Genomic DNA, 22,848 nt, shown 5'->3' with positions numbered 1-22,848 from the left:
AGTGCGGCCTCGTGCCATGCTACTATAATATACCAAATTAAACCTGGCTGGTGTGGCTGGCGCCTAGGTGCAGCTCGCTAATACCCAGCAGCAACTGGCCGGTATCGGCGCCTTTGCTGGTAATGCGCCGGCCGTAAAGCAGCATGCGCACGGGCCCTAGGCCGGCAAAGTGCCCCTCCAGCGGCAAGTCGTCGAAGCCTTCGCCGGTGCGCAGCAGTTGCTCTAGGGCAGTTTGCAGGCCCGGCATGCGCCAGGCGCCTTGGTGCAGCTCATCGAGGCGGCGGCCGCGGCAGAGGTGGTTTTCCACCTGAAACGCCTCGCCGAAGCGCCGGCTCACCATCAGCACGTGCAGCTCGTCGTCGAGCACCAGCAGCGGGTCGCGCAGAGTTTCCACGATGCTTTCGGCAAAGGCAGCGCTGGTTTGCATGCGCTGCTCCATGCGCTTAATCAGGGTAATGTCGGTGAAGGTGATTACCGCTCCGCTGATGTAGTTATCGAGCGTGCGGTAGGGCATAATGCGCATGGCAAACCACTCGCCGCCGTGGGTTTGGATGGAGGTATCGAGCGGGGTAAGCCGATCGAGCACCTGCTGCACGTCCTGGGCGAGGGTTTCGCGGCGTAGGTTGTGGGCAAAGTGCGTAATGGGGCGGCCCACATCGGTGGGCAGCAGCGGAATAATGCGGCTTACCGAAGGCGTGAAGCGGGTGATGACCAGGTCGTGGTTCAGGAAAATGGTGGCAATTTCCGTGGCATCGAGCAAGTTTTTCATGTCGTTGGCCGCCTGCGACAGCTCCTCCGTTTTGTTGAGGTACTGCACGTTCAGGGTCATCAGCTCCTCGTTGAGGCTCTGCATTTCTTCCTTGTTCGTCATGGCCTCTTCGTTGGTGCTTTGCAGCTCCTCGTTGGTGCTCTTCAGCTCCTCCAACGACGACTCCATTTCCTCGATGGTGGTTTGCAGGCGCTGCTTGGTGTATTGCAGCTCTTTCTCGAGGGCCTGCACCATGGTATCGGCGCCTAGGTCGTCGGGGTGGGCGGGGCGGCGGCGCAGCTTGCGGGGCGGGGCCACCTCCTCGAACACCACCAGCATCAGCCCGGCCAGCGGCTCGGGTTGGTCGAGGTACTTCACGGCGAGGCGCAGCAGCTGGTAACCGTTGTCGGTTTTCAGGCGCACGTTTTCCACCACCACGTCTTCGCGCTGGGTGCTGGCCCGGTGCACGGCGCTGCTAATCTCAAAGCCCAGCTCTTCGCGGGCCATGTCGAACACGTTCATGGCACCCAGGCCGGGCGCCGGCTCGAGGTACTTGCCGGTGCGCCCGTTCACGAACAGGATTTCGCCCTTGGTATTGATAACCACGGCGGGCGGCGCAAATGTGCGCAGCAGCGCTTTTTGGACAAGCGTGGCAAACGGACCTTCCTTCCGGGCAGGAGCATTCATGGTGGTAGTGCTGATAGAGGCCGCCGCTTGGCGCGAAAGCGAGAACGGAAAGTTGACGATGCGCGCCATGGAATACGGCACATCGTTGCGGCGCGAAACCTTCCACTTCACCTCCAAGGGCGTAAACAAATCCTGAAAGCCCGTGAGGTTTTCCGAAGGACCTAAAAACAACAGCCCCCCGGTGTTGAGGGCGTAGTGAAACACCGGCAGCAGGTTTTTCTGCAGCTCGGCCGATAAGTAAATGAGCAGGTTGCGGCAGCAGAGCAAGTCGAGCTTGATGAAGGGCGCATCCTTGTTGATGTCGTGCACGGCAAAAATCACCGTGTCGCGCAGGTCTTTGCGTACTTGGTAGCTGCCGTCGAGCTTCTGAAAGAAGCGCCGCAGTTGCCCCTCGCTCACATCGGCCACAATGTTTTCGGGGTACACCCCTACCCGGGCATACTCCACGGCCTCGGGGTTGATGTCGGTGGCGAATACCTGCAGCTTGAGGTACTTTTCGGGCAGCTCATCGAGGCACTCCTGCAACACCATGGCCAAGGAGTAGGCCTCTTCGCCGGTAGAGCAGCCCGGGGCCCACACCCGCACGGTGCTATCGGGGGCTTTGCTGCGCAGCAGGGGCCCTAGGTGCCGGCGCAGGGCGGCAAAGGCTTCGTGGTCGCGGAAGAACTTGGTAACGCCAATGAGCAGCTCCTTGAACAGCAAATCCACCTCGTGGGGGGTGTCCTGCAGGTAGCGCACGTACTGCGTAAACTCGCTGATTTGGTGCGCGTTCATGCGCCGCTCGATGCGCCGAAAAATGGTATTGCGCTTGTACAGCGAAAAATCGTGGCCGGTGCGCGAGCGAATCAGCAGGAAGATCTTCTGCAGGGCGTGGCTGGGCTGGGCGGCCGTGGGCACGGGCTCGTCGCGGCGGGGGCGCCGCACCAGCGGCTGCTGCAGGTACTCCACCACTTGGTTGGCCAGCTGCGCGGGCGGCAGCACGTAATCCACAAACTCGGTGGCAATGGCCGAGCGCGGCATGGCGTCGTAGGCGGTGGTTTCGGGCGACTGCACCATCACCGTCCCGAAGTTTTCCATCACCATTTTCAGGCCAATGGTGCCATCGGAGCCCATGCCCGAGAGGATGATGCACACGGCGCGGGCGCGCACATCTTTGGCCAGGCTCTGCAAAAAATGGTCGATGGGCAAGCGGTGGCCGCGCGGCTGCGTGGGCTCGAGCAGCCCAAACACGCCGTGCGTGAGGCACATGTCGTGGGCGGGCGGTATCACGAACACGTGGTTCGGCCGAATGCGCATGCCGTCCTCTACCTCCAGCACGGGCATGGGGGTTTGCTGCTGCAAAATGCTGGGCAGGTGGCTTTCGGCATCGGGGGCTAGGTGCACAACCACCACGTAGGCGGCGCCGGTAGTGGCTGGCAAGTGCCGGAAAAATTCTTCCAGCGCCTCCATAGAGCCGGCCGAGCCACCTAGGGCTACCACCGGAAAACGCTCGGCCGCTTCGGCGGGCGCCCGTACGCCGGCGGCAGGCGCTGCCTCCGCCGAGTCGGGTCCGGCGTCGTCGGCATCGTCGTCGTCCGATACCACCGGGGCCATTTCCTCGGCTATGGGTTCGGCCGAAGGCGCTTCGGGTGGGTTGGTGCCTTGCGCAGGCGCCTGCGGGGTGTTACCGCCAGAAGAATCGGGTTGCATGCGTGCGGCTGCCTAAGCCAGTGGCCGCATGGGCACCAGCAATGAGAAAACAGAAGAGGAAGCGGCGGCCAAATGTACCCGTTTTTGGGTGGCGTGCCATTGTCCTTTTACGCAGGCTTGCGTATACAAATCGTTGCTGCACCCCGTCTTCTTTCCTGACACCTACTAGCCCAGTTGCCACCGTGCCGGGCTGGTTTAGCTCATTAGCCTGTGCATCAACCCCCGCGCCTTATTGTAATCGGAACTTCTGCCGGCGGCATGCCAGCCCTCGGCCGTTTGGTAGCGCAACTCCCCGCCAGCCTCGAAGCGGCCGTGCTGGTGGTGCAGCACCTAGCCCCCGATTCCCTAGGTCAAATCCTCGTCGATCGGCTGGCCAAGCAAACCGAGCTGGTGTGCCACCTAGGGGCGCATGGGCAGCACCTGCACGCCGGGCACCTGTACTTAGCCCCCGCCGATAGGCACATGCTCGTGAAGGATGGGCACGTGTTCATCACCAAAGGGCCGCGCGAAAACCACTACCGGCCCGCCGTGGATGCGCTGTTTCGCTCGGCGGCGGCGGTGTACGGGGCGCGCACCATTGGGGTGGTACTCACGGGCATGCTGCACGATGGCACGGCCGGGCTCGAGTTTATTAAGCGCGCCGGCGGCATTACCGTGGTGCAAGATCCCCAAGAGGCCGAGTTTTCGAGCATGCCCGAAAGCGCCCTCAGCAATGTGCAAATCGACCACGTGGTGCCCCTAAGCAGCATGGGGCCGCTGTTGCAACAGCTTACGCAGGCCCCCGCCCCGCAGCAAGTGGCCATACCGCCCGATATTTTACTGGAAGCTCAAATTGCCGAACGCGTGGTAGGAAGCACCGATGATGTAGAAAAGCTAGGGCGCCAGGTACCGCTTACCTGCCCCGATTGCGGCGGCAGCCTGTGGGAAATGCAGCACGGCGAGGTGCTGCGCTACCGCTGCCACACCGGCCACGCGTTTACGGCCGATAGCCTGATGCGCGTAACCCAAGAAAGCCTCGAGGAAAGCATGTGGGTAGCCGTACGCATGCTCGAGGAGCGCAAAAACCTGCTGGCCAGCATGTCGCGCCGCAACGAAGGCTTCAGCTCTAAACAACAGGAGGAGCGGATTGAGGAGCTAAAGGTGCACATCAACCGGTTGCGGCAGTTTTTGCTGAACGGCGCCGCCGGCCGCCCCGCCGAGCACGGCGACATGCAGGTATCGTCGTAGGTAACAACCTAGGCGACCTAGGGCCTACCAACGCCGCAAGCCCCGGCAACCTGGCTTGGCCGCACAGGCCAGCGTAGGTTGTCGGGGCTTGGCACCTAGGGCCGCTGCGCGTTAGGCAAGCAGGCCGTTTTCCATGGCGTATTTGATGAGGGCCGCCGTGTTTTTGGCGTTGGTTTTCTCGATGATGTTTTGCCGGTGCGTTTCGATGGTGCGCTTGCTGGTAAACAGCTTGTCGGCAATTTCGGCGTTGGTCATGCCCTCGGCAATCAGGCGCAGCACCTCGGTTTCGCGGTTCGAAAGGTCGGTGGCTTTTTTGCCGGCTGGGGTGCTGCTGGGGTTTTGCACCAGCTTGTGCAACAAACCTATGCCCAACTCGGTGCACAAAAACTGCCGCCCGGCTGCTGCGGTACGAATGGCGTACACAATCTCATCTTTGCCGGCGTTTTTGAGTACATAGCCCATAGCCCCGGCCTCCAACACTTGGTGCACGTACTTTTCGTGGTCGAGCATCGACAGCACGAGCACCCGCACCTCCGGAAAACGCTCGCGCAGCAGGGGCAGTGTATCGAAGCCGCTCAATACGGGCATGTTCAAGTCCATGAGCACTATATCGGCGGGTGTGTCGGCCAAGCGGTCGAGCAGTTCCTGCCCGTTGCTTACCAGCCCCACTACCTCAAAATCGGGCACGTCGGCTAGTAAGGCTTTGATGCCGTCGCGGATAACGGCATGGTCGTCGGCAAGAATAAGACGTGTCATGGCAGGCAAGGAAAGATAAACTTTGGGCTGGGGCAGATGCGACACAACATTAACGCCAACCGCCAGAAAAATGCTGCCTTGCGGTGCAGATTCAGCAGTACTACGGACCGCGCTGCGGCAAACGCGACAAGTAAAATGGTTATTTACACGTAGTCCCCTTGCACGTAAACCAGATAATTTTGATCTTACTCTTGAACTAGCGCCCTTTCTTCCGCCGGGGTGCGTGTCGGTCTCTTTTTCTTCTCCGCCGCTCATGTATCACCCTAGCTCACCAAAGTATGCTTGGTTTCCCCTCTCAGCGCTTACCCCACGTCCGCATTCTTTCGGTTGATTTAAACACGGTTGATCCGGTTCAGCTGGCTCGTTCGCTGGCCCAGGACCGCGACATTCCCAGCATTCCGCTTTGCATTGAGGTCGATTGCCAAAGCCTGCGCTGCCTGCGCACGCATGGCGTAGGCCATTTCGTAACGGGGCTGTTGCACATTCGGCGGGCCGGCGTGCCCGTGCGCCTGCGCAACGTAAGCCGCCACCTGCACCGCCTGCTGCAGCTGCTTAAGCTGCACGCTCTTTTCGACATCGACCGGCACGTACCCGTGCTGCGCGTGCCCGAGCTCCAACCTGCTGCTTAGGCCATTAGAGCCTCTTGCGGCCAAGCTCATCGGGGTTTTTACGGATGCAAACTGCGTAAAAACCGGTAAAATCCCAGTCAACAAAATTTTAATCCCATCTAGACTCGGCCTTAAGCGGATAGACGCCGTTTAAGGACTCTAGATTTTCCTGACCTATTACCCAACCCTCAAAACTGCCCAAGCTATGGCAACGAACAACCAAAACATGCGCGGCGGCTCGTCGGAGCAGCACTCGAAAGCTGGTAAGATGGGCGGCGAAGCCCGCAGCACGCAGAGCAGCACCCAAAGCAGCACCCAGAAGTCGGGCAGCAGCAATCGTGGTTTTGCCTCCATGGACCCCGAACAACAACGGCGCATTGCCTCCGAAGGGGGCAAAGCATCGCACGCCAGCGGGCGTGGGCACGAATGGACCTCTGAGGAGGCGCGAGCGGCTGGTCGTAAAGGCGGGCAGGCAAGCGGCTCCAATCGCAACAAGCAACAGTAACTACCGCTAGCCTTATCTGAGCTGTGAATGCCAAGCGGCCCCCGGATGTTTCCGGGGGCCGCTTTTTATGTGCCTTAGGTGGTGTGGCAGTCTTTAGCGGTACATGTGCGCATCAATGGGCAGGGTGTACCGCTCGCCGCGGGCCAGCAGGTGCACGTGCAGGTCGCGCACCGAAAACACCTCGCCCGGCTTTACCAGGTGAATGGTGTTGCCGTTGCACTGGCGGCCATCAACTACCACGATAATGCCGTTGCCGATTACCTCCAGCTCGGTACCGTCGGTTACTACCACGGCGGTGTCCTCTTCAAGGCCCAGGCCCACACAGCAGGGGTTGGTGGCAATAACCTGGGCCATACGCACAATACGCCCGCGCGCCACAAAGTGCGTGTCGATGGCCACATCGTGCAGAAACTGCAGGCCCGTGGTCACGTGTATCTCGTCTTTGAGGTAGCCGGCGTCGTTGCGGCCCTGGTAGAGCATGGGCGTGGACATGGCAGCTGCGCCGGCGCTGGTGCCTGCAATTACAAAGTGGCTTTTGGTGTAGCGCTCCTTGATGCGGATGAGCAGCTCGGTACCGCCGTAAATGGCCGTTAGGCGAAGCTGGTCGCCGCCGGTGAACATCACGCCCGCCGCCTCGGCTATCAGGCGCATGTTTTCTTCGGTGTCCACTTCGTCGCGCGAGCGGATATCGAGCACCTCCACGCGTTTCACGCCTAGGTCGGTAAACACCTTCACGTAATCCTGCCCCGCTGCCTCGGGCTCTTCCGAAGCCGTTGGAATAACAACCACCGGGCCGTCGCCGCGCAACTCATCCACAAAGCGCTGCAAAATGCTGTCGGAAACAAAATCTTCGTGCTCAGCGGCAGTTGCTTTTTCGCTGCCGTTACCGCCCTTTTGCTCGTGCCCGCCAATGGCTATCAGAATACCCTTGGGCGCTGGGCAGCTGGCGCCCGAGTTGTGATTAGTTGGCTTTTTTTTGCTGGTTGGCATGTTTTCGTTGTTCCATAGCGTTGGTGGAGCGTTATTTCTTACGCCCAAGCCACAGGCAAAGGTTTACCAAACGCCGCGCTTTCACTTAACCCAGATGCCTCCCTGCCCGGAATTACCCCGCCGGCACCTAGGGCGTTGGGGCTTCAAGTAGCACAGCGAAAGGCCTTTTGAGCTTGCCGCACCCCGCTGGCAAGTAGTACAACAGGCCTTTGCAATAGAAATATTACGTGTTTTACCCGGCAAAATTCCCGTATAAATCACAGCACGCCCTGCACCACTCTGTTCGTTTAATTAGGTGAGCTTGCGGCCCAGCGTTCAGCACGCGACGGGGTATATGGTACTTGCTACGGGTACGCGGCTATATGCCGGTTGAGCATTTGCTTCGGCTGGTTTTACCGTCGCACTGCATTTGCTGTACCCAGCAGTTAATGCGCAACAGGGCCCCGGATGCGCTCCGGCGGCCCTGTTTTGTTGTTTTTGCGTCCTAGGTGCGGCTACCGCTCGCCTACCCAGGCAATGCACTTCAGCTCGATGGCAATGGGCGTGGGCAGGCGGTTTATCTCGACGGTGGTGCGGCAGGGCTGGCTGGTGCCAAAGTACTGCGCGTAGAGCCGGTTATAGGTATGAAAATCGTCGCGCATGTTCGTCAGGAACACGGTTACGTCCACGATGTCTTCCCAGCTAGCACCGGCTTCTTCCACGATGTAGCGCACGTTCTGGAACACGGCGTGGCACTGGCTCTCGAAATCGTAGCGCAGGATGTTGCCGTCTTCGTCAAGCTCCACGCCGGGCACGTGCTTTTGCCCGCGCTGCCGCGGCCCCACCCCCGACAAGAATAGCAAATTGCCCACGCGGCGGGCGTGTGGGTACAGCCCCACCGGCTCGGGGGCGCGCGACGAATTGTGGGCGGAAGGATCGGTTGCGGGCAGGCTCATGGCCCCAAAATAATGGCTTTTTCCTAGCTTCACCTGAACCCACTGGGGGGCTGGTACCGTTGTTCAGCCCAACAGCCCAGCCTATTCCTTATCCTCCCCGCTATGATTCAAACGCTCCGCCTTGCTTTGCTGCTCGCTTGCCTAGGTGCCGCCCCGGCAACATCGGCCTTGGCTCAGCAAAAGCTAAAGTACCCCAAAGCCTCGCCCACCGACATTTACGACGCGGTAGAAAAACCCGCCGAGCCCCTAGGTGGCGTGGAGGCCTACGGTCGCTACCTCGGCGATAAGCTTACTTACCCCACGGCGGCGCTGCAGGCGGGCGTACAGGGCACCGCCGAGGTAACGTTTGTGGTGGAGAAAACCGGCTACACCTCGGGGTGGCAGGTTACCAAAAGCCTTTCGCCCGAGTGCGATGCCGAAGCCCTGCGCCTAATTAAGGCCGGCCCTAGGTGGAAACCCGCCCAGCACCGCGGCGGCGTGGTGCGGCAGCGCGTAACGGTGCCCATCACGTTTCAGATTCCGGCCGGCGCCGGCGCTACGGCCCAAGCTGCCGGCGCCCCCGCTCAACCGCAGGCCACACCAGCCACCAGCGCGGCGGCCCCAAACGGCGGCTTCGAAACTATTACGCCCGACGAGCCCGCGCGCCCCGTGAACGGCACCGATGCCTTTTTCGAGTGGGTGCAGCAAAACCTGAAGTATCCCGCGCAAGCCCGTCAGCGCAAGGTGGAGGGCCGGGTAACCATGGAGTTTACCGTGGAGAAAGACGGCACGCTCAGCAATATCAAGCCCGTGAAGCGCCTAGGTTCGGGCTGCGACGAAGAAGCCATTCGGCTTATCAAAACGGCGCCCAAATGGGAGCCGGCCAAGTACAAAGGCCAACCCATTCGGCAAAGGATGGTGCTGCCCATTGTGTTTCAGCTGTAACTCCTAGCCTCATCGGTAGGCCACCAAACAATTCCTAGCTTGGCGGGTACTATAGCTTTACCCCTCCCCTTCTCTCGCGCTCATGTTTAGTCCGCTCACTGTGGTTTCGCCGCAGGCTATTATTGTGCCTGCTGCTTTAGAATATAGCATCTGGCCCTATCAGCACCGCTTTCAGCAGGCGGCGCAGGTAATGGCCGATGGTATCTTCGACGACCTCGACCAGGACTTGCAGCCCGAAGTAATGCTGTTGGGCATCCCGAACGATGGCGGCCCGGCCGTGTGCCTCGAGCCCGAGCAATGCGGCTTGCCTGCCGAGGCGTTCAGCGAGGTGATGACCCGCGGCCAGTTTTTGCGCCGCGCCAAGGAGGCCAGCATGCCACTGGCAGAAGGCTACACCACCGAGATGATGACGCGGCGCTTCGAGGGAATGGGGCTGCGCCTGGCCGTGCAGGAGGTGCTGGATGAGCTCGAAAAGAAAAACTCGGCGCTGCGCTCGTTTGCGGGCTGGCCCGTGCTGATTGGGGAGTTCTTCGTCGTTACGATTCTGCGCGTGCGCCGCAAGTTTTTGAAGGCGCACCCGGCGTTGCAGCCCAACCGCTTTTACACCGATGGTCGCCCGTTGGCCTCGTCGCTGATTGAGGCGGCCGTTCGGCGCTTCCACGAAGAGTGCATCAAGTCGCTCACCGAGCCCGACCCCGGCGCCGGCCTGCTGTTGCGCCCGCGCGATACCGACGAAGTAGTGCGCTCGGCCGGTAAGCTGCTGATGGATACGCCTGCCCAGGCCCTGGGTATGGACCCCGCCGCCGCCAAGCTGTTCAACACCCTGAACACGGTGTCGTCGTTGCGTTACGAGGGCACGGCAGGTGTGGGCCAGGTGCTGCTCGCGCGCCGCGGCCACCCCAACGTGCAGGAGATTTTCGCCCTTACCTGCCCCACGCCGCTCTCCGACTATCGGGCCGTGCGCAAGCTGCTGCAGATGACGAGCAACGACGTAAGCCTGCTCTCCGATGGCGAAAACGTGTATGCCCTAGGTAGGCACGTGGGCAACTACGACAGCAGCCGCGAGGATTTGTTCGTCATCAGCTTTCTGCACCACTACGTGTGGGAGTTCCGGCACGGCGGCCAGGTTATCATGCGCTCGTCGTACGGGCAGCCAAGCTTGCCGCAAACCCGCCTTAGCCGTTCCGAGTTTCGGCAGGGCTTGCGCCAAACGTTTGGCCTTACTGATCCAGCCAAAGTAGAGCGCCTGTGGGATGTACTCGTAGAGGCCAGCCGGCAGCAATCGGGTACCTTGGTGGTAATTACCACCGAAGCCCTAGCCGAAGCTGACCGCTTGAAGCTGCAATGCACCCTAATCGAACCCGTACCGCTCACGCCACTTATCACGCGGCTGATAACGGCCATTGATGGCGCTGTGCTCATCGACCCCGAGGCGTATTGCTACTCCATCGGCGTTATTCTGGATGGCAAAGCTTCGGGCCGGGGCTCCAGTACGCGCGGTGCCCGCTACAACTCAGCTCTTCGCTACGTGGAAAGCAGTCCGTATCCGTGCATGGCCATTGTGGTAAGCGAAGATGGTCTGGTGGATATACTCACCAAAGATAACCTGCCCGAACGGCATTGATTTAGTTTCTCTAATATTTACAAAAAAGCCCCTTGCTGCAGCAGCAAGGGGCTTTTTTTATGGTTATTTCTGCTCAAGCTCATCAACAACATTAGATGGATTGAATACTATTTTATACTCACAATAAACTTAGTTGTACTTAGGCTGAAAATGAGCCAAAATAGTTGACAGCGAACTGCTTTATTTCCCGAAATGAGCGCCTTTTAGCTCTAAACGACCAAGTGATGTAGAACACCGCCACCACATCTCCGGCTGCATCGCGGCCGGTGCTCGCAGTTCTCACGGTGCGCCCTTCGCCGGTTTGGCGGCTCTCGGCCACGGCTTGCGCAATTGCGGCCCCATCAACCGACTCGAACACAATGCGCGAGGTAGCTTTTTTGTGGAATTCCGCCTCCATGCCTACCACCAACATCGATACCGGTGTGCCGCTGGTAGCGTGCATCATGGCTAATACACCCGAGGCCATTTCGGCCGCCATGCTTTGGCACGCGAAGTAAATGCTGCGAAAAGGATTCTTGGTGAAGTAGGTAAACGGCACCGAAACGGCAGCTGCCTCAAGGCTGATGCGCTCGACGCGTACGCCCGCAATACCCGCCGCTGGTAGCTGCGAGAGCATGAACAGGCGCTGCTTAACAGGGCTGAGCAGCCGACGCCGAAATGCAGCCAATTGGGGGGTATCGGTGAGCGGCGCCGGAGCGGCAGGTACGGATGAGCTCATGAGCGTAACGGATGATAACCCAAGGTAAGCGGCATTTGCATAGCCTAGGTAAAAACTCGCGGCCTAAGTAGCAGCAGCCACTTGCAACCAAAGCTCGGCAGTGGGTATCCTTGAGGCACTATTCACTTCTACTTACTTCATTCAGCTTGCAAATGCTACCATCCGCACGTTCTCTATTCTCGCCTACTTCGCTTCGTTTACCCGCTTTTGCGCTGCTTTCCCTAGGTACCCTGGCCTGCAACAAAGACCGCGACCCTGCGCCCGTAGAGCAAATCATGCCCCTAGCTGTAGGCAACGAATGGGTGTACAAAGTATCGTATTACGACGGCAACGGCGACGTGTACCGCGAGGCCCGCTACGTGCGCTCGGTTGTGAAAGACACCACCATTAACAAAAGCCAGTGGTTTATCCTCAGCGACCGATCCATCGTGCAAAACCACGCCAACGGTTACGTGTACTTCAACAAAGCTGATAACGGTAGTGTAATTATCTACCCTGGCGCTCAGTACAACAACATTCGCGCAGGCGTTGGTTACCAATACCCCACTTTTAAGCTGTGGGTGTTTACCACGCGCGCCGAAGCACTGCAACCGGTAGCCTGCAACGGCACCACGTACCAGGCGCGCCGGTTCGGCATGGAATACCAGTACGAATACCCCGGTAACCCCACGCCCCAGGTTATCAAGCGCGACGAGTACGTAGAGCCCAACATCGGGATGGTGCGCACCGACATTTACCAGCGCGACTCGAACATGCTCGACCGTAAGCTGGAACTGGAGCGCTACACGCTCAACTAAGGCTTGCGCTTACCAGCTTTGCGGTGTGCCCTAGGCCGTACGGTGAGCTCCTTATAGCCGAAAATTGGGTCTTCTTCGCGCCGGAACTCTACGTCGTCGAGCACTCCTACCACAATCTCGGCGGTGGTGTAGACAAGGTTACCGTCGAGCAGGTGGCCACCACTGGTGCGCCCCGTGGAGTCGGCCACCGATAGGTGCAAATGGCTGCCGCTTTCGGCCAACGTACCTACCAACGACACAATCTCGAAGTGCCCGCGGTACTCCGTTGGGACTTCTTGGTTGGCCAAGCGCAAGGTTACCTGCGTAAGGCTCCCCACGCACGTCAGCATCGCTCCGGCCTTAATCCCTTCGGCCTTTACCAAAGCCGTGAGCTGCTGCCTGAGGTCTTGGCCCGGCCGCAGGCGCAGCGTTAGCGTATGCATGCTCGACTTGGTAACGGTTGGGCTTTGCATGGCAGCAGTGGTTTGGGCGTGCCCGGCTACGAAAGCTAGCATCAGGCAAAGCAACGGCAGGAATAAGCGCATGCAGCAAAGCTACTGCCTAAGCTCATGCGCCGCGGCGCAAATAGCAAGAGCTAAAAAAACCAAGAGCCGGCGGGTGCCGGCTCTTGGTTCGGTTGCTACGTAGCCCACCTAGGGCCATGGCCTAGCGGTTGAAGCTAACGTTGCTGTAGCGGGTTTTGATGTTGACGCTGCTCGCGGGGCGGGTTGGGCGGGCTTGCACCACGCCGTACTGGCCTTGCACCTCCGTTAGCGACGAGCTATTCTCCTCGGTTCTTACTTTCACGAAGCGCTTGTCCATCTGCACCTTGCCGTTTTCGGAATTTACATCGAACACGAAGCCGGCGTTGTCGGGGAAGTTCAACAAGATGGTGCTGTAACCGCCATCTACGTTGATGCGGCGGAAGTTGGGGCCGGTGGTGCGCACCTCAAAAGCAGGGCAGTATTGCACCTTCATGTCGAGCTGCTCAGAAACCTTATACACACTGAAGCGCGAGTAGCCGGTGGTGCCCTGCAACGAGCGCACGGTGCCTAGGTTCACGTCGCCGTACTTGCTGTGCACTGCCAAGCTTTCCACGGTTCCAATGTCGATGTCGGAACCGTTGTTGCGCAAATCCACCACTTGGCCTTCTTCAAGGCGCAGGCGAGAGTGGTTGGCCTCGAGGGTAGCTTGGCGCGCATATTGCACCGCGGCGGCGCCGTTGTTGATGCGGACACTATTACGTGGCCCATCGAGCCGGGCCGTGCGCAGACTGCCGTAGCATACGCTTAGGTCGGCAGGGCCGGTAAGGTCGCCGGTCAGGCTTACGTCGCCGAAGCTGTTGCGCACTTTCAAAGGCGTGTTCTTCGGCATCCAAACCGTGTAGTTGATTTCGTAGAGACGCTGGCGGCTGTAGCACTCGCGCGGCATTTCGCCTAAGCGGGTTTGTACCACCACCCCGCCTTCGGGGCCGGGCTGCTCCTGCATCAGCACCTGAATCATATCGAGCAGTTGCTGCGCTTTGGCTTCTTCCTCGGCGCGGGCAATGATGTCAACCTCCGTCTTGATCTCGTTACGGCTCCAGGTATTCACCTGCACGCGGCCGTAACGGGTATCGAGCGTAAACTGACGGCCCGGAACAGCTTTAAACGTGCGGCTGATTTTGCGGCTCTTCTCGAAGGCGGGCAGTGGAGCCGCGGCCGGATCGGGCTGAGCGCCGTTTTGTTGTACCTGCTGAAAAAACGCGTCGGGCGTGGGCTGATCCCAATAGCGGACCTCGGGGCAAGGCTGCACAAAGCCGCCTACCAGTGCCGACGCCCGCACCTGAGCTGCCGCCGGGGCGGCAAAGGCGGCCAGGGCAGCCAGCAACGGCAGCGCCCAGCGCGAAGAAGGTCGGAGCAAAGAACGCATGGCGTGGGTAAGCGGGATTATTTGGATACCTCGGCGTATGACTCGTCGTGGTACTGGCGAATTTGCTCGCGGGTACGGAGTTGCTGGTTCAGGATATCCAGCCGGATTTGCAGGTTGCGGTTCATGGCCTCGAGCACCGCATCCGGGTCGGGGTTGCGGTACAGCTCGGTGCGCAGTTGCCGGTAGGTCGAGTCCAGTGCCGTCAGCTCGTGTATCCAGTCGGCGGCCTGGGGCATGGTGCCTGGCGCAGCGCTTTCGTCGAGCTGGCGCAACTCGTGTTGCTTTTCCAGAATCTGCGAAGCGTAGTAAGCCTCCATGCGGCGCACCGACGAAGCCAGGCGTTGCTCGGCCGGTTGGCCAGCCGATACAGCCATGGGCTCGGGGGCTCCTACTACCTCGGCCACAGCACTGGGCTGTTGCTCCATGGCGGGCAGTACATCGGCAGCACTGGCAAGCGTGGCCGACGACGAGCTCAGCTCATCGGCACGGCGCAGGCCGTAGCCGCCGGCCAGCAGCGTAATGGCAACCGCCGCGGCGGCTACGTAGCGCTGCCACGCAAACGAGGGCGTAGTAGCGGCAGGAGTATCGAGGTGGGTGGGTGAAACAGTCGGGTTGAGGGGCAAAACGTGGGTGGGCGTTTCGTCCTCGTCGGCCGGCTCATCCAGGCGTGCTTCGATGGCGTCCCACAAGTCGGCACGCGGCTCGAAGTTGTCGAAGTCGGCGCGGTGCCGCTCCACAAAGCCTTCTAGTCCGGAGTTAGGTTTCATGACAGTCATGGTCTTTCGCACGTGGCTCCCCGCGGCCGGGGGCGCTGTTGAGGTTGGGTGGGCGCCCTACTGGCCGCTGTTCAGTGAAACAATTAAGACAAGCCGTGTTCGCGCGCCAGCTCCAAAAGCTTTTTACGGGCGCGGCTGTATTGCGACTTGGAAGTAGACTCGGTAATGTCCAGAATGGTGGCGATTTCGCCGTGGTCGTAGCCTTCGAGCAGGTACAGCGTCAGCACGAGGCGGTAGCCATCGGGCAGCTCCTGTATGCAGCGGCGCAGCACATCGGCCCGCCACTGTACGTCGTCTACCTCGCCCGGAGTTACGGCCTCCTCCGAACCTACACCATCGTGCTGCTCGGCTAGGGGCACCAACTGCAGGCGGCGGTTGCGCAAACAGTTGATGCTTTTGTTGATAACAATGCGCTTCAGCCACGAGCCGAACGACGAGTCGCCCTTGTAGGTGTGTAGCTCGCGAAACGCGCTCAAAAACGACTCTTGCAGCACGTCTTCGGCCTCGGCATAATCGCCGGTTATGCGCAACGAGGCGTTGAACATGGCTTTGGCGTAGCGCTTGTAAATCTCGGCTTGGGCGCGCCGGTCGCCGAGGCGGCAGCGCTCCACAAGGGGAGCATTAATATCAACGTAGGCAACAGCTTCCATAGGCGCAGCAGTTGGTTGCGGAGGTTCGCTAATGGCGGAAGGTGGATGATAAAGGTCGGACATCGTCGGGATATTTTCCACTCTCCTGATCATCAGCACTCCAAAGACCCTGCACCTAACTTGAGGTTGCACGGAGCTTGAAAGTTCCCTAGGTACCGCCGACCATATTTGTTCTGCGGAGCTCACCGCATCAGCAAGCAGCGTTTTGTAGATCTGATTTTATGAACCCATTAGCTAGGAAAGCTTTACCGCTTGTACTAAGTGGTGTCCGACGCCAAGAACCAACTGCACCTCAAAGGCCACGGCGACATGTAAGATCAGTTGTTAATAGCTTTTCCTGCGTGCCCGCCACACGGAGCCTGTACGCTGGCCCTAGGGGGTGTTTGCACGTTGCCAAACTCGGGGTAAGTTGCGGCTGTGTTTGCCGCCGACTAGGCCGGCGGCTTGTTTCACCTGTAACCGCACCGGCGTATGCGCACTCGCTTTTTCGGATACCTGCTCTTGCTGGCCTTGCCGTTGGCTGGCTGCGAAAAACTGGATTTTGGCGACGACGGCGGCATTACGCGCACCGACGCCCAAGGCCGCACCACGGGCCGCACCGACAGCAGCGAGTGGACCACCGACCTGAGTTGGGATAAGCAGGAGCGGGAGCTGTTCAAAGATTTGTCTTTCGCCATTGATGGCCCCAACAGTCCGCGGCTCAGCAACGCGCGGTTTGTACTCTACCCCAACCCGGCTCCCAAGTTCGCCAACTTCGCTGCCGATTTTCAGCCTAATGGCCCCGTGCGGCCGCGCATCCGCTACGTGCTCGTGGATAAGCGCTACCGCGTGATGCAAACCGGCACGCTGCGCTCCGAAAACTCCGTGTCGGGTGCCGCCGGCCTGCTGCTCGATTTCGCACTGGTGCTTGACGCGCCCAAGCTCGACAAAGGGAAAACCTACCGCCTGTACTACGTGATGTACAACGAGGAGCACTCCGGCGCACTGGGCTACCTCTGCAAAGGCCACGGCGATGTGGAGCTGGCCAAATAAATGGCCGCAAAGCCCAGTATCCTAGGTGCGCCACCGCTAAAAAACAAAGGCTGCCCCAATACGGGGCAGCCCTTTGTTTTTTAGCGGTGGCGGCGCGTTGCGGGCAGCTTAGATATCGAACTTGATACCCTGCGCCAACGGCAGCTGCGTGCTGTAGTTGATGGTGTTGGTTTGGCGACGCATGTAAATTTTCCAAGCATCGGAACCCGATTCGCGGCCGCCGCCGGTTTCCTTTTCGCCCCCGAATGCCCCGCCGATTTCGGCACCCGAGGTGCCGATGTTCACGTTGGCGATACCGCAGTCGGAGCCGGTGGCTGCCAGGAAAGCCTCGGTTTCGCGCATGTTCAGCGAGAAGATCGAAGACGACAAGCCCTGGCGTACGCCGTTTTGTAGCTCGATGGCGTTCTGCACGTCGCCGGAGTAGCGGATGAGGTACAGAATGGGCGCAAAGGTTTCTTCCTGCACCGTGTGGTAGTGGTTTTCGGCTTCTACCAGCGCGGGCTGCACGTAGGTGCCGGTTTCGTAGCCAGCACCGCTGAGTACCTCGCCGCCCGTGAGCAGCTTGCCGCCCTCCTGCTGCACCCGACTTAGGGCCTCCGTAAAGCCACGCACGGCGTCCTGGTCGATCAGCGGACCCACGAGGTTGCCCTCTTGCAGCGGGTGGCCTACGGGCAGCTTGGGGTAAGCGGCCAGCAGGCGCTGCTTTACATCGTCGTAAATCGAGTCGTGGATGATGAGGCGGCGCGTGGTGGTGCAACGCTGGCCGGCCGTGCCCACGGCGCCAAACAGCACCGCCCGGATGGCAATGTCGAGGTCGGCGTTGGCGGTGAGGATAATGGCGTTGTTGCCGCCTAGCTCGAGCAGCGCCTTGCCTAGGCGGGCACCCACTACGGCTCCTACTTTCTTGCCCATGCGGGTAGAGCCCGTAGCCGATAGCAGTGGCACACGCTCGTCGGCCGCCATCAGCGCGCCAATTTCAGCGTCGCCTACTATCAGGTTGAAGATGCCTTCGGGCAGTTCGTTTTCCTGCAGCACTTCGTGCAGGATGTGCTGCACCGCCACGGCTACCAGCGGCGTTTTTTCGGAAGGTTTCCAGATGCACACGTCGCCGCACACGGCCGCGAGCATGGCATTCCAGCTCCACACCGCTACCGGGAAGTTGAAGGCCGAAATGATGCCCACAACACCTAGGGGGTGATACTGCTCGTACATGCGGTGGGCGGGGCGCTCCGAGTGCATGGTGAGGCCGTGCAGCTGGCGCGAGAGACCCACGGCAAAGTCGCAGATGTCAATCATCTCCTGCACCTCGCCCAAGCCTTCCTGCAAAATCTTGCCCATCTCGTAGCTCACCAGCTTACCTAGGGGCTCTTTGTACTGCCGTAGCTTGTTGCCGATTTGCCGCACTACTTCGCCGCGCTTCGGGGCCGGTACCTCGCGCCAGGTTTTAAACGCTTCCTGGGCTTGCAGCACCACCTGCTCGTAGTCCTGAGCAGTGGCCATGCGCACCTTGCCGATGAGTTTACCATCGGTGGGCGAGCTAATGCTGCGTACTTGCTCGTTGCCTTCGCCGCCCCATTGCAGGCCGGTGCTGTAGGCAGCGTTGATTTCTTGAATACCTAGTTCGCGGAGCACCTGACGAATGCCGTGGTGGTCGTGGTCTTGCACGTCGGTGCCGGTTGCGGTGGCTTCTTCGATGGCGAGTTTCATGGGTGGGATTGTGATGGTTCGGCAGTTGTGCTGCGCCAGCTGGTGGTGGCTCCTCCTGCGGGGTGGCAGGCCACACACCTAGGAACAAACGGGTGGCAAGCTCCCGGCCAGGCGAAGCATAATGCGGGTTTTGGTGTCGAAACAAAGCTAACAAAAAAGCCCCCGCCTAGGTGGCGGGGGCTTTTAGCATGCGAGGCAGGCAGTTAATCTACTTGCCCAATGGGGTAGTAAGCTTTGCGGCCGTCGGGGTACACGCCCTCCACCAGCGCGCCTTGGTTGTCCTTAGCGGCTTCGAGGAAGCGCTTCACATCCTGCGGCTTACTCACCTTGTTCTTGTCGATGCGGGTGATGATGAACCCGTCGCCGATGCCGGTTTCGCGGAAGTTGGAGCCACGCACGCCGCTGATTTTAGCACCGCCTTCAAGGTCGAGGCGGCTCATTTCCTGCCGGCTTAGCGGCGAGAACTTGGCGCCTTCATACTCCACGGTAGCAGCGGTTTCCTCGCGCACGATGTCGGTAGTACCGGCCGAGTTGCGTAAGGTAGCGTTGGTGGTCTTGCGGTCGTCGCCGCGCACGTAGGTAACCTTGATCTTGTCGCCAGGGCGGAAGCGGGCTACCTGCTCTTGCAGCTGCGACGAGGTGTTCACCTTCACACCGTTGATTTCGGTGATGATGTCGCCTTCGCGTAGGCCGGCATCAGCAGCGGCGCTGCCCTTACTCAGGCCCACCACATACACGCCGTCGAGCGACTTCAGCTTTTTCTCCGAAGCCAAGGTGGCGTCTACCTCGCGGATGTTCACACCCAGCAAAGCGCGCTGCACCACTTTATACTTCAGCAGGTCATCAACCACCTTGCTAACGATGGAGCTAGGCACGGCAAACGAGTAGCCCTCGAACGAGCCCGTGCGCGAAGCAATGGCCGAGTTGATGCCGATCAGGTCGCCGTTCAGGTTTACGAGCGCACCGCCCGAGTTGCCGGGATTTACCACGGCGTCGGTTTGCAGGAACGACTCAATACCCATGCGGTCTTCGCGGCTCAGGATGTTGATGTTGCGTCCTTTGGCCGAAATGATACCCGCCGTAACGGTTGAGTTCAGGTTGAAGGGGTTGCCCACAGCCAGCACCCACTCCCCTACCTTCACTTGGTCGGAGTTGCCGTAACGCACGTAGGGCAGGTTGTCGGCATTTACTTTCAGCAGAGCCAAGTCGGTGGTGGGGTCGGTACCTACGAGCGTAGCGCTGTACTTGCGCTTGTCGTCGAGCACTACCTCAATCTTGTCGGCTTTGTCGATTACGTGGTTGTTGGTAACGATGTAGCCGTTGGCCGCAATGATTACTCCCGAACCCGAGCCTACCTGCGGACCACGTTGCGGCGAGTGGTAACCGTTAAAATCGTCGCCGAAGAACTGACGCAGGAACGGGTCCATACGAATGGCATCGTTCTGGGCCACCTTCGGGGCGTACTCGGTCATTACGTGTACTACGGCAGGTGTAACGGCCGAAGCGGCCGCTACAAAGTTTAGGCCCTCGGGCACGTTATAAGTTGAATTCCGCAGGGCGCTGGTGTAGCGCACGTTTGGGTCAGAAGCTACCGATTGGGGCTCCGTTGAGCGGTCCGGTTCCAGCAGCTTGTACCCGCCCACGGCCACGCTCCCACCTAGTACGGCGGAGGCCATGAGGCCGAGCATCATTTGTTTGGCTTGCATGGGTAAGATAGGTATTGAGTAAGTTGAGAGTCTGAAGTTAAAGTACGAAAGCTTTCGTGAACTTCAAAAGCTTGCCTGAGGCTTTAACGTAAGATACAGCAGCCTTCGTACAGGGTTGCATCTGCATTGCTATACTAACAACACTTGAGCCAACAAAAAAGGCACCGCCAAAGGGTGCCTTTTTTGCAGACGGGCTAGCAATTAGCGCACCTCAATCTGACGCTTGGTGGTTTTAACCGTGTCGAAGGGAAGCACCAAGCGCAGTACGCCGTCGGTCAGTTCGGCTTCAATAGCTTCGGCGTTTACAGTGTCGGGCAGGCGGAACTTGCGGGTGAAGGTGCCGTAGCTCGACTCGATGCGGCGCACTTTGGGGGCGTTTTCGCCTTCGGTAGCCGGAGCCTTACGCTCGCCGCTTACCGTGAGCGTGCCTTCGAGTACGTCGATCTGCAGGGCGTCTTTGGGTACGCCGGGCAGGGTAAGCAGCAGTTCAAACCCGTTGGCGGTTTCGAGCACATCGGCAGCCGGCATAAAGCTGGTGCCGGTAGTGGTGAAGCCCGGCAGCGTATCGTTCAGTAGCTGGTTCACGATCGAGTCGAAGCTGCGAGCATTGCGAACCGCTGGAAGCGAATTAAACATGGTTGCCATGGTTGTAAGGAGGTAGTCTGAGTTCGAGTGGGAAGGTGTCCTGCATCGTGCTGGACGTCTCTCCTATTGTAAATTCCGTACCACTCGCATCTACCAGACAAAATGTCTTATATACACATTACTCTTTTGCGAACAGGTATGCACAACTCTACTCTTTAGTTAACCATATCGTCTGAAATGCAGATTTCGCCTTGACACATGCAATGACATAAAGTCATTATTAGTGCTGTGTAGGCAACTGTATCCGTTCGAAAGGTTGCTTGTCCTGAAACAAGGTAAAGCGAACATCGAGCCCTATAATGGGCGAAACGATGTTGGTACGACCGCCCGAAGTGATGTTCCCATCGGCGTCGAACTGAAATTGCGTGACGGTGAAATCGGTCTGCCGTGCGAAGTAGGGTGTTAGGTCGAAGTGGTCGGACAAACGGATACCTACTTCTGCTCGCAATCGGCCCTGATCGATAGTTCGCTCTTCGGGCTGGTCGTCGGGTGGTTGCAACCGAAGGTTGAGGCCGCCTTCCCAAGCCACGCGCGGCCGCAGCGCAATATTGCCAACGGTTATAATGCGTTCGGCATCGAGGCGCAGGCGCGTGGCACCTAGGTTGCGGGCTACTCCCCCTTGCAAGGCGTACTCCAGGCTGAGGCGCTGCCCTAGGGTAAGCCCCAGCAAGCGGCTGCGGTGGCGCAGGAGTAGTTCGGGCGTGAAACTATCGCCGGCCGAGGTGGCGGCGTAGCGGCCGGTTATGCCCCAGCTCCACTGCTCGCTCCAAAAGCGTTCGTAGCCGGCACGCAGCACATAGTCGAAGGTGCCGTTGTTGTAGCGGCTTTCGGCGGCCCGCTGATTTTGCGCGCTCAGCCACAAATACGAGTTGTTTTGCAGGGCCAGCTCGCCTTGCAGCTCGGGCCACAGCTGCGTGGGGTTGTGGATGCGCCGCTGACCTAGGGCCAAGCCCGGCAGCACCAACAACCCCGCCATGCAGAGTAATTTCTTTACACTCATAGGTTAGCTCTTCGTAGCAACTACGCCTTGCGGCACCTAGGCCTGCAGCTCGTTCAGGGCAAGCCAGGCCATCAGGCCGGGCCCAACCGTGAGGGCGTGGGCTTCGATGTCGAAGGTAGGCGTGTGTACGGAAGCGGCGTACCGACCGTCGAGGGCGCGGGTGCCGAGGCGGTAAAAGCACGACGGCGCAGCCTGCGAGAAGAAAGCGAAGTCTTCGGATGCCATCCACTGATCAATGTCAACGACATTTTCTTCGCCGAGATATTCGACCATGGCGGCTCGCACCCGTTGTGTCACGGTCACATCGTTGTCGAGGCAAGGATAGCCGCGGCGTATTTCCAGCTCGCAGCTTGCCCCCATCGAAGTGGCCAACCCTTCGCAAAGCTGGCGCAGGTGCCCGTGGGCTTGCTCGCGCCACTGTTCATCCATGGTGCGGAAGGTGCCTTCGATATAAACTTCGTTCGGAATGACGTTGGTGGCGCCTTGGGCAATGACTTTGCCGAAGGACAGCACCGAAGGAATTTTGGGATTGGCGCGGCGGCTTACCAGCTGCTGAGCCGCCACAATCAGGTTGGCCGCTACCAGCACGGTGTCGATATTCAGATCGGGCATGGCGCCGTGGCCGCCCTTGCCGCGGATGGTCAGGTACAGCTCGTCGGCCGAGGCCATGTAGCGCCCCGCGTGAATGCCCACCTTGCCGGCCGGCAGTTGCGGAAACACGTGCTGCCCGAGCACCGTCTGCGGCGCAGGGTTGTCGAGCACGCCCTCCTTAATCATGATGGATGCCCCGCCGGGCACTACCTCCTCGCCGGGCTGAAACATGAGCTTCACGGTGCCCTCGAACTCGTCGCGGAGTTGCACCAAAATGCGGGCTACTCCTAACAACGAGGAGGTGTGCACGTCGTGGCCGCAGGCGTGCATCACGCCCGGATTCTGCGAGCGGTATGGCACATCGTTTTGCTCCTGAATGGGCAACGCGTCCATGTCGGCGCGCAGGGCCACGGTGCGGCGGCCAGGGTTGCGACCTTCGATAAGGGCCACGAGGCCGGTATTGGCAATCGGCTGCGGCTCGAGGCCGAGCTTGCGCAGCTCGTCGGCTACGAACGCGGCCGTTTGGTACTCTTTGAACGAAAGCTCCGGATGAGCGTGCAAATGGTGGCGCAGCCCTACCACGTCGGTGGCCTGAGCGGCGGCTAGTTCCTGAATGCGAGAAAGCAATTGCTGCATAACCCGC

21 protein-coding genes are annotated in these 22,848 nt (G+C 59.8%); 7 read left to right on the top strand and 14 right to left on the bottom strand.

Features of this window, described 5'->3' with window-relative positions:
* Positions 1-37: 37 nt before the first annotated feature.
* Positions 38-3,124, bottom strand: coding sequence for a chemotaxis protein CheB (locus tag ASU33_RS18125; RefSeq protein WP_059072227.1), 3,087 nt, complete (start codon positions 3,122-3,124; stop codon positions 38-40).
* A gap of 210 nt (positions 3,125-3,334) precedes the next feature.
* Here ASU33_RS18125 and ASU33_RS18120 point away from each other — a divergent pair, with 210 nt between their 5' ends.
* Entirely contained in the window at positions 3,335-4,351 is a 1,017-nt protein-coding gene (locus ASU33_RS18120) for a chemotaxis protein CheB (protein WP_149867296.1), read from the top strand.
* Positions 4,352-4,462: 111 nt separating this feature from the next.
* Here the strand turns inward: ASU33_RS18120 and ASU33_RS18115 are convergent, their stop codons facing one another.
* Positions 4,463-5,107: a response regulator gene (locus tag ASU33_RS18115; protein WP_059072225.1), complete on the bottom strand. Its 645-nt coding sequence runs from the start codon at positions 5,105-5,107 to the stop codon at positions 4,463-4,465.
* Positions 5,108-5,385: 278 nt separating this feature from the next.
* Between ASU33_RS18115 and ASU33_RS18110 the strand changes: the two genes are divergently transcribed.
* Both ASU33_RS18110 and ASU33_RS18105 read left to right on the top strand, forming a co-directional pair.
* Positions 5,386-5,736 carry a hypothetical protein gene (locus tag ASU33_RS18110; protein ID WP_059072224.1) on the top strand — a complete coding sequence of 117 codons (351 nt, stop codon included), beginning with the start codon at positions 5,386-5,388 and terminating at the stop codon, positions 5,734-5,736.
* Between the two features lie 184 nt (positions 5,737-5,920).
* A complete protein-coding gene (locus tag ASU33_RS18105; protein ID WP_149867295.1) occupies positions 5,921-6,220 on the top strand; it encodes a KGG domain-containing protein in 300 nt (99 codons plus the stop codon).
* 93 nt (positions 6,221-6,313) lie between these two features.
* Here ASU33_RS18105 and ASU33_RS18100 read toward each other — a convergent pair whose 3' ends face one another.
* Both ASU33_RS18100 and ASU33_RS18095 read right to left on the bottom strand, forming a co-directional pair.
* Positions 6,314-7,210: a cyanophycinase gene (locus tag ASU33_RS18100; protein ID WP_059072782.1), complete on the bottom strand. Its 897-nt coding sequence runs from the start codon at positions 7,208-7,210 to the stop codon at positions 6,314-6,316.
* Positions 7,211-7,704: 494 nt separating this feature from the next.
* Positions 7,705-8,145 (bottom strand): RidA family protein, encoded by a 441-nt coding sequence (locus ASU33_RS18095; protein WP_059072223.1) that lies wholly within the window; start codon positions 8,143-8,145, stop codon positions 7,705-7,707.
* A 102-nt stretch (positions 8,146-8,247) separates the two neighbouring features.
* Here ASU33_RS18095 and ASU33_RS18090 point away from each other — a divergent pair, with 102 nt between their 5' ends.
* Together ASU33_RS18090 and ASU33_RS18085 are read left to right on the top strand one after the other, a co-directional pair.
* Positions 8,248-9,069, top strand: coding sequence for an energy transducer TonB (locus ASU33_RS18090; RefSeq protein ID WP_059072222.1), 822 nt, complete (start codon positions 8,248-8,250; stop codon positions 9,067-9,069).
* A gap of 82 nt (positions 9,070-9,151) precedes the next feature.
* Positions 9,152-10,693: a diadenylate cyclase gene (locus ASU33_RS18085; RefSeq protein ID WP_059072221.1), complete on the top strand. Its 1,542-nt coding sequence runs from the start codon at positions 9,152-9,154 to the stop codon at positions 10,691-10,693.
* A 139-nt stretch (positions 10,694-10,832) separates the two neighbouring features.
* Here ASU33_RS18085 and ASU33_RS18080 read toward each other — a convergent pair whose 3' ends face one another.
* Positions 10,833-11,411: a DUF4442 domain-containing protein gene (locus ASU33_RS18080; RefSeq protein ID WP_078063233.1), complete on the bottom strand. Its 579-nt coding sequence runs from the start codon at positions 11,409-11,411 to the stop codon at positions 10,833-10,835.
* Positions 11,412-11,563: 152 nt separating this feature from the next.
* On the opposite strand from ASU33_RS18080, the gene ASU33_RS18075 reads away from it, so the two are divergent.
* On the top strand, positions 11,564-12,208 hold the full coding sequence (locus tag ASU33_RS18075) for a hypothetical protein (RefSeq protein WP_059072220.1): 645 nt from the start codon (positions 11,564-11,566) through the stop codon (positions 12,206-12,208).
* Here the strand turns inward: ASU33_RS18075 and ASU33_RS18070 are convergent.
* The 4 genes from ASU33_RS18070 to ASU33_RS18055 all read right to left on the bottom strand — a co-directional run bounded on the left by ASU33_RS18070 (position 12,205) and on the right by ASU33_RS18055 (position 15,524).
* Positions 12,205-12,732 (bottom strand): PPC domain-containing DNA-binding protein, encoded by a 528-nt coding sequence (locus tag ASU33_RS18070; protein WP_078063232.1) that lies wholly within the window; start codon positions 12,730-12,732, stop codon positions 12,205-12,207. The two genes, ASU33_RS18075 and ASU33_RS18070, sit on opposite strands and share 4 nt — an antisense overlap.
* A 121-nt stretch (positions 12,733-12,853) precedes the next feature.
* A complete protein-coding gene (locus ASU33_RS18065) occupies positions 12,854-14,098 on the bottom strand; it encodes a hypothetical protein (RefSeq protein WP_149867294.1) in 1,245 nt (414 codons plus the stop codon).
* Positions 14,099-14,115: 17 nt separating this feature from the next.
* The gene (locus ASU33_RS18060; RefSeq protein WP_149867293.1) at positions 14,116-14,865 is read right to left on the bottom strand and encodes an anti-sigma factor; all 750 of its coding nucleotides are present in this window, start codon (positions 14,863-14,865) and stop codon (positions 14,116-14,118) included.
* Positions 14,866-14,957: 92 nt separating this feature from the next.
* Positions 14,958-15,524, bottom strand: a complete 567-nt coding sequence (locus ASU33_RS18055) for an RNA polymerase sigma factor (RefSeq protein WP_059072217.1) — start codon at positions 15,522-15,524, stop codon at positions 14,958-14,960.
* Between the two features lie 471 nt (positions 15,525-15,995).
* Here ASU33_RS18055 and ASU33_RS18050 point away from each other — a divergent pair, with 471 nt between their 5' ends.
* Positions 15,996-16,556: a hypothetical protein gene (locus ASU33_RS18050; protein ID WP_059072216.1), complete on the top strand. Its 561-nt coding sequence runs from the start codon at positions 15,996-15,998 to the stop codon at positions 16,554-16,556.
* Positions 16,557-16,664: 108 nt separating this feature from the next.
* On the opposite strand, the gene amaB is transcribed toward ASU33_RS18050, so the two are convergent.
* From amaB to ASU33_RS18025, 5 genes are all read right to left on the bottom strand, one after another.
* Positions 16,665-18,263, bottom strand: coding sequence for an L-piperidine-6-carboxylate dehydrogenase (gene amaB / locus ASU33_RS18045; RefSeq protein ID WP_078063231.1), 1,599 nt, complete (start codon positions 18,261-18,263; stop codon positions 16,665-16,667).
* A gap of 203 nt (positions 18,264-18,466) precedes the next feature.
* Positions 18,467-19,969 carry a Do family serine endopeptidase gene (locus ASU33_RS18040; protein WP_059072215.1) on the bottom strand — a complete coding sequence of 501 codons (1,503 nt, stop codon included), beginning with the start codon at positions 19,967-19,969 and terminating at the stop codon, positions 18,467-18,469.
* Positions 19,970-20,170: 201 nt separating this feature from the next.
* Complete coding sequence (locus ASU33_RS18035) at positions 20,171-20,614, bottom strand: Hsp20/alpha crystallin family protein (protein WP_059072214.1); 444 nt, start codon at positions 20,612-20,614, stop codon at positions 20,171-20,173.
* A 220-nt stretch (positions 20,615-20,834) separates the two neighbouring features.
* Positions 20,835-21,614, bottom strand: coding sequence for a hypothetical protein (locus ASU33_RS18030; protein WP_149867292.1), 780 nt, complete (start codon positions 21,612-21,614; stop codon positions 20,835-20,837).
* A 36-nt stretch (positions 21,615-21,650) separates the two neighbouring features.
* Entirely contained in the window at positions 21,651-22,841 is a 1,191-nt protein-coding gene (locus ASU33_RS18025) for a M20 metallopeptidase family protein (RefSeq protein ID WP_059072212.1), read from the bottom strand.
* Positions 22,842-22,848: the final 7 nt, after the last annotated feature.

Source organism: Solirubrum puertoriconensis, from assembly GCF_001483135.1.
In the GTDB taxonomy this organism is placed as follows: Bacteria; Bacteroidota; Bacteroidia; order Cytophagales; family Hymenobacteraceae; genus Solirubrum; species Solirubrum puertoriconensis.
The sequence above is the reverse complement of the archived record's forward strand: the minus strand, read 5'-3'. Positions and strand labels throughout refer to the sequence as shown.

What these genes read in the sequence shown, in the direction of transcription:
- ASU33_RS18125 (WP_059072227.1), bottom strand. Translation starts at nt 3,124, where the DNA reads ATGCAACCCGATTCTTCTGGCGGTAACACCCCGCAGGCGCCTGCGCAA.
- ASU33_RS18115 (WP_059072225.1), bottom strand. Translation starts at nt 5,107, where the DNA reads ATGACACGTCTTATTCTTGCCGACGACCATGCCGTTATCCGCGACGGC.
- ASU33_RS18110 (WP_059072224.1), top strand. Translation starts at nt 5,386, where the DNA reads ATGCTTGGTTTCCCCTCTCAGCGCTTACCCCACGTCCGCATTCTTTCG.
- ASU33_RS18105 (WP_149867295.1), top strand. Translation starts at nt 5,921, where the DNA reads ATGGCAACGAACAACCAAAACATGCGCGGCGGCTCGTCGGAGCAGCAC.
- ASU33_RS18100 (WP_059072782.1), bottom strand. Translation starts at nt 7,210, where the DNA reads ATGCCAACCAGCAAAAAAAAGCCAACTAATCACAACTCGGGCGCCAGC.
- ASU33_RS18095 (WP_059072223.1), bottom strand. Translation starts at nt 8,145, where the DNA reads ATGAGCCTGCCCGCAACCGATCCTTCCGCCCACAATTCGTCGCGCGCC.
- ASU33_RS18090 (WP_059072222.1), top strand. Translation starts at nt 8,248, where the DNA reads ATGATTCAAACGCTCCGCCTTGCTTTGCTGCTCGCTTGCCTAGGTGCC.
- ASU33_RS18085 (WP_059072221.1), top strand. Translation starts at nt 9,152, where the DNA reads ATGTTTAGTCCGCTCACTGTGGTTTCGCCGCAGGCTATTATTGTGCCT.
- ASU33_RS18080 (WP_078063233.1), bottom strand. Translation starts at nt 11,411, where the DNA reads ATGAGCTCATCCGTACCTGCCGCTCCGGCGCCGCTCACCGATACCCCC.
- ASU33_RS18075 (WP_059072220.1), top strand. Translation starts at nt 11,564, where the DNA reads ATGCTACCATCCGCACGTTCTCTATTCTCGCCTACTTCGCTTCGTTTA.
- ASU33_RS18070 (WP_078063232.1), bottom strand. Translation starts at nt 12,732, where the DNA reads ATGCGCTTATTCCTGCCGTTGCTTTGCCTGATGCTAGCTTTCGTAGCC.
- ASU33_RS18065 (WP_149867294.1), bottom strand. Translation starts at nt 14,098, where the DNA reads ATGCGTTCTTTGCTCCGACCTTCTTCGCGCTGGGCGCTGCCGTTGCTG.
- ASU33_RS18060 (WP_149867293.1), bottom strand. Translation starts at nt 14,865, where the DNA reads ATGAAACCTAACTCCGGACTAGAAGGCTTTGTGGAGCGGCACCGCGCC.
- ASU33_RS18055 (WP_059072217.1), bottom strand. Translation starts at nt 15,524, where the DNA reads ATGGAAGCTGTTGCCTACGTTGATATTAATGCTCCCCTTGTGGAGCGC.
- ASU33_RS18050 (WP_059072216.1), top strand. Translation starts at nt 15,996, where the DNA reads ATGCGCACTCGCTTTTTCGGATACCTGCTCTTGCTGGCCTTGCCGTTG.
- amaB (WP_078063231.1), bottom strand. Translation starts at nt 18,263, where the DNA reads ATGAAACTCGCCATCGAAGAAGCCACCGCAACCGGCACCGACGTGCAA.
- ASU33_RS18040 (WP_059072215.1), bottom strand. Translation starts at nt 19,969, where the DNA reads ATGCAAGCCAAACAAATGATGCTCGGCCTCATGGCCTCCGCCGTACTA.
- ASU33_RS18035 (WP_059072214.1), bottom strand. Translation starts at nt 20,614, where the DNA reads ATGGCAACCATGTTTAATTCGCTTCCAGCGGTTCGCAATGCTCGCAGC.
- ASU33_RS18030 (WP_149867292.1), bottom strand. Translation starts at nt 21,614, where the DNA reads ATGAGTGTAAAGAAATTACTCTGCATGGCGGGGTTGTTGGTGCTGCCG.
- ASU33_RS18025 (WP_059072212.1), bottom strand. Translation starts at nt 22,841, where the DNA reads ATGCAGCAATTGCTTTCTCGCATTCAGGAACTAGCCGCCGCTCAGGCC.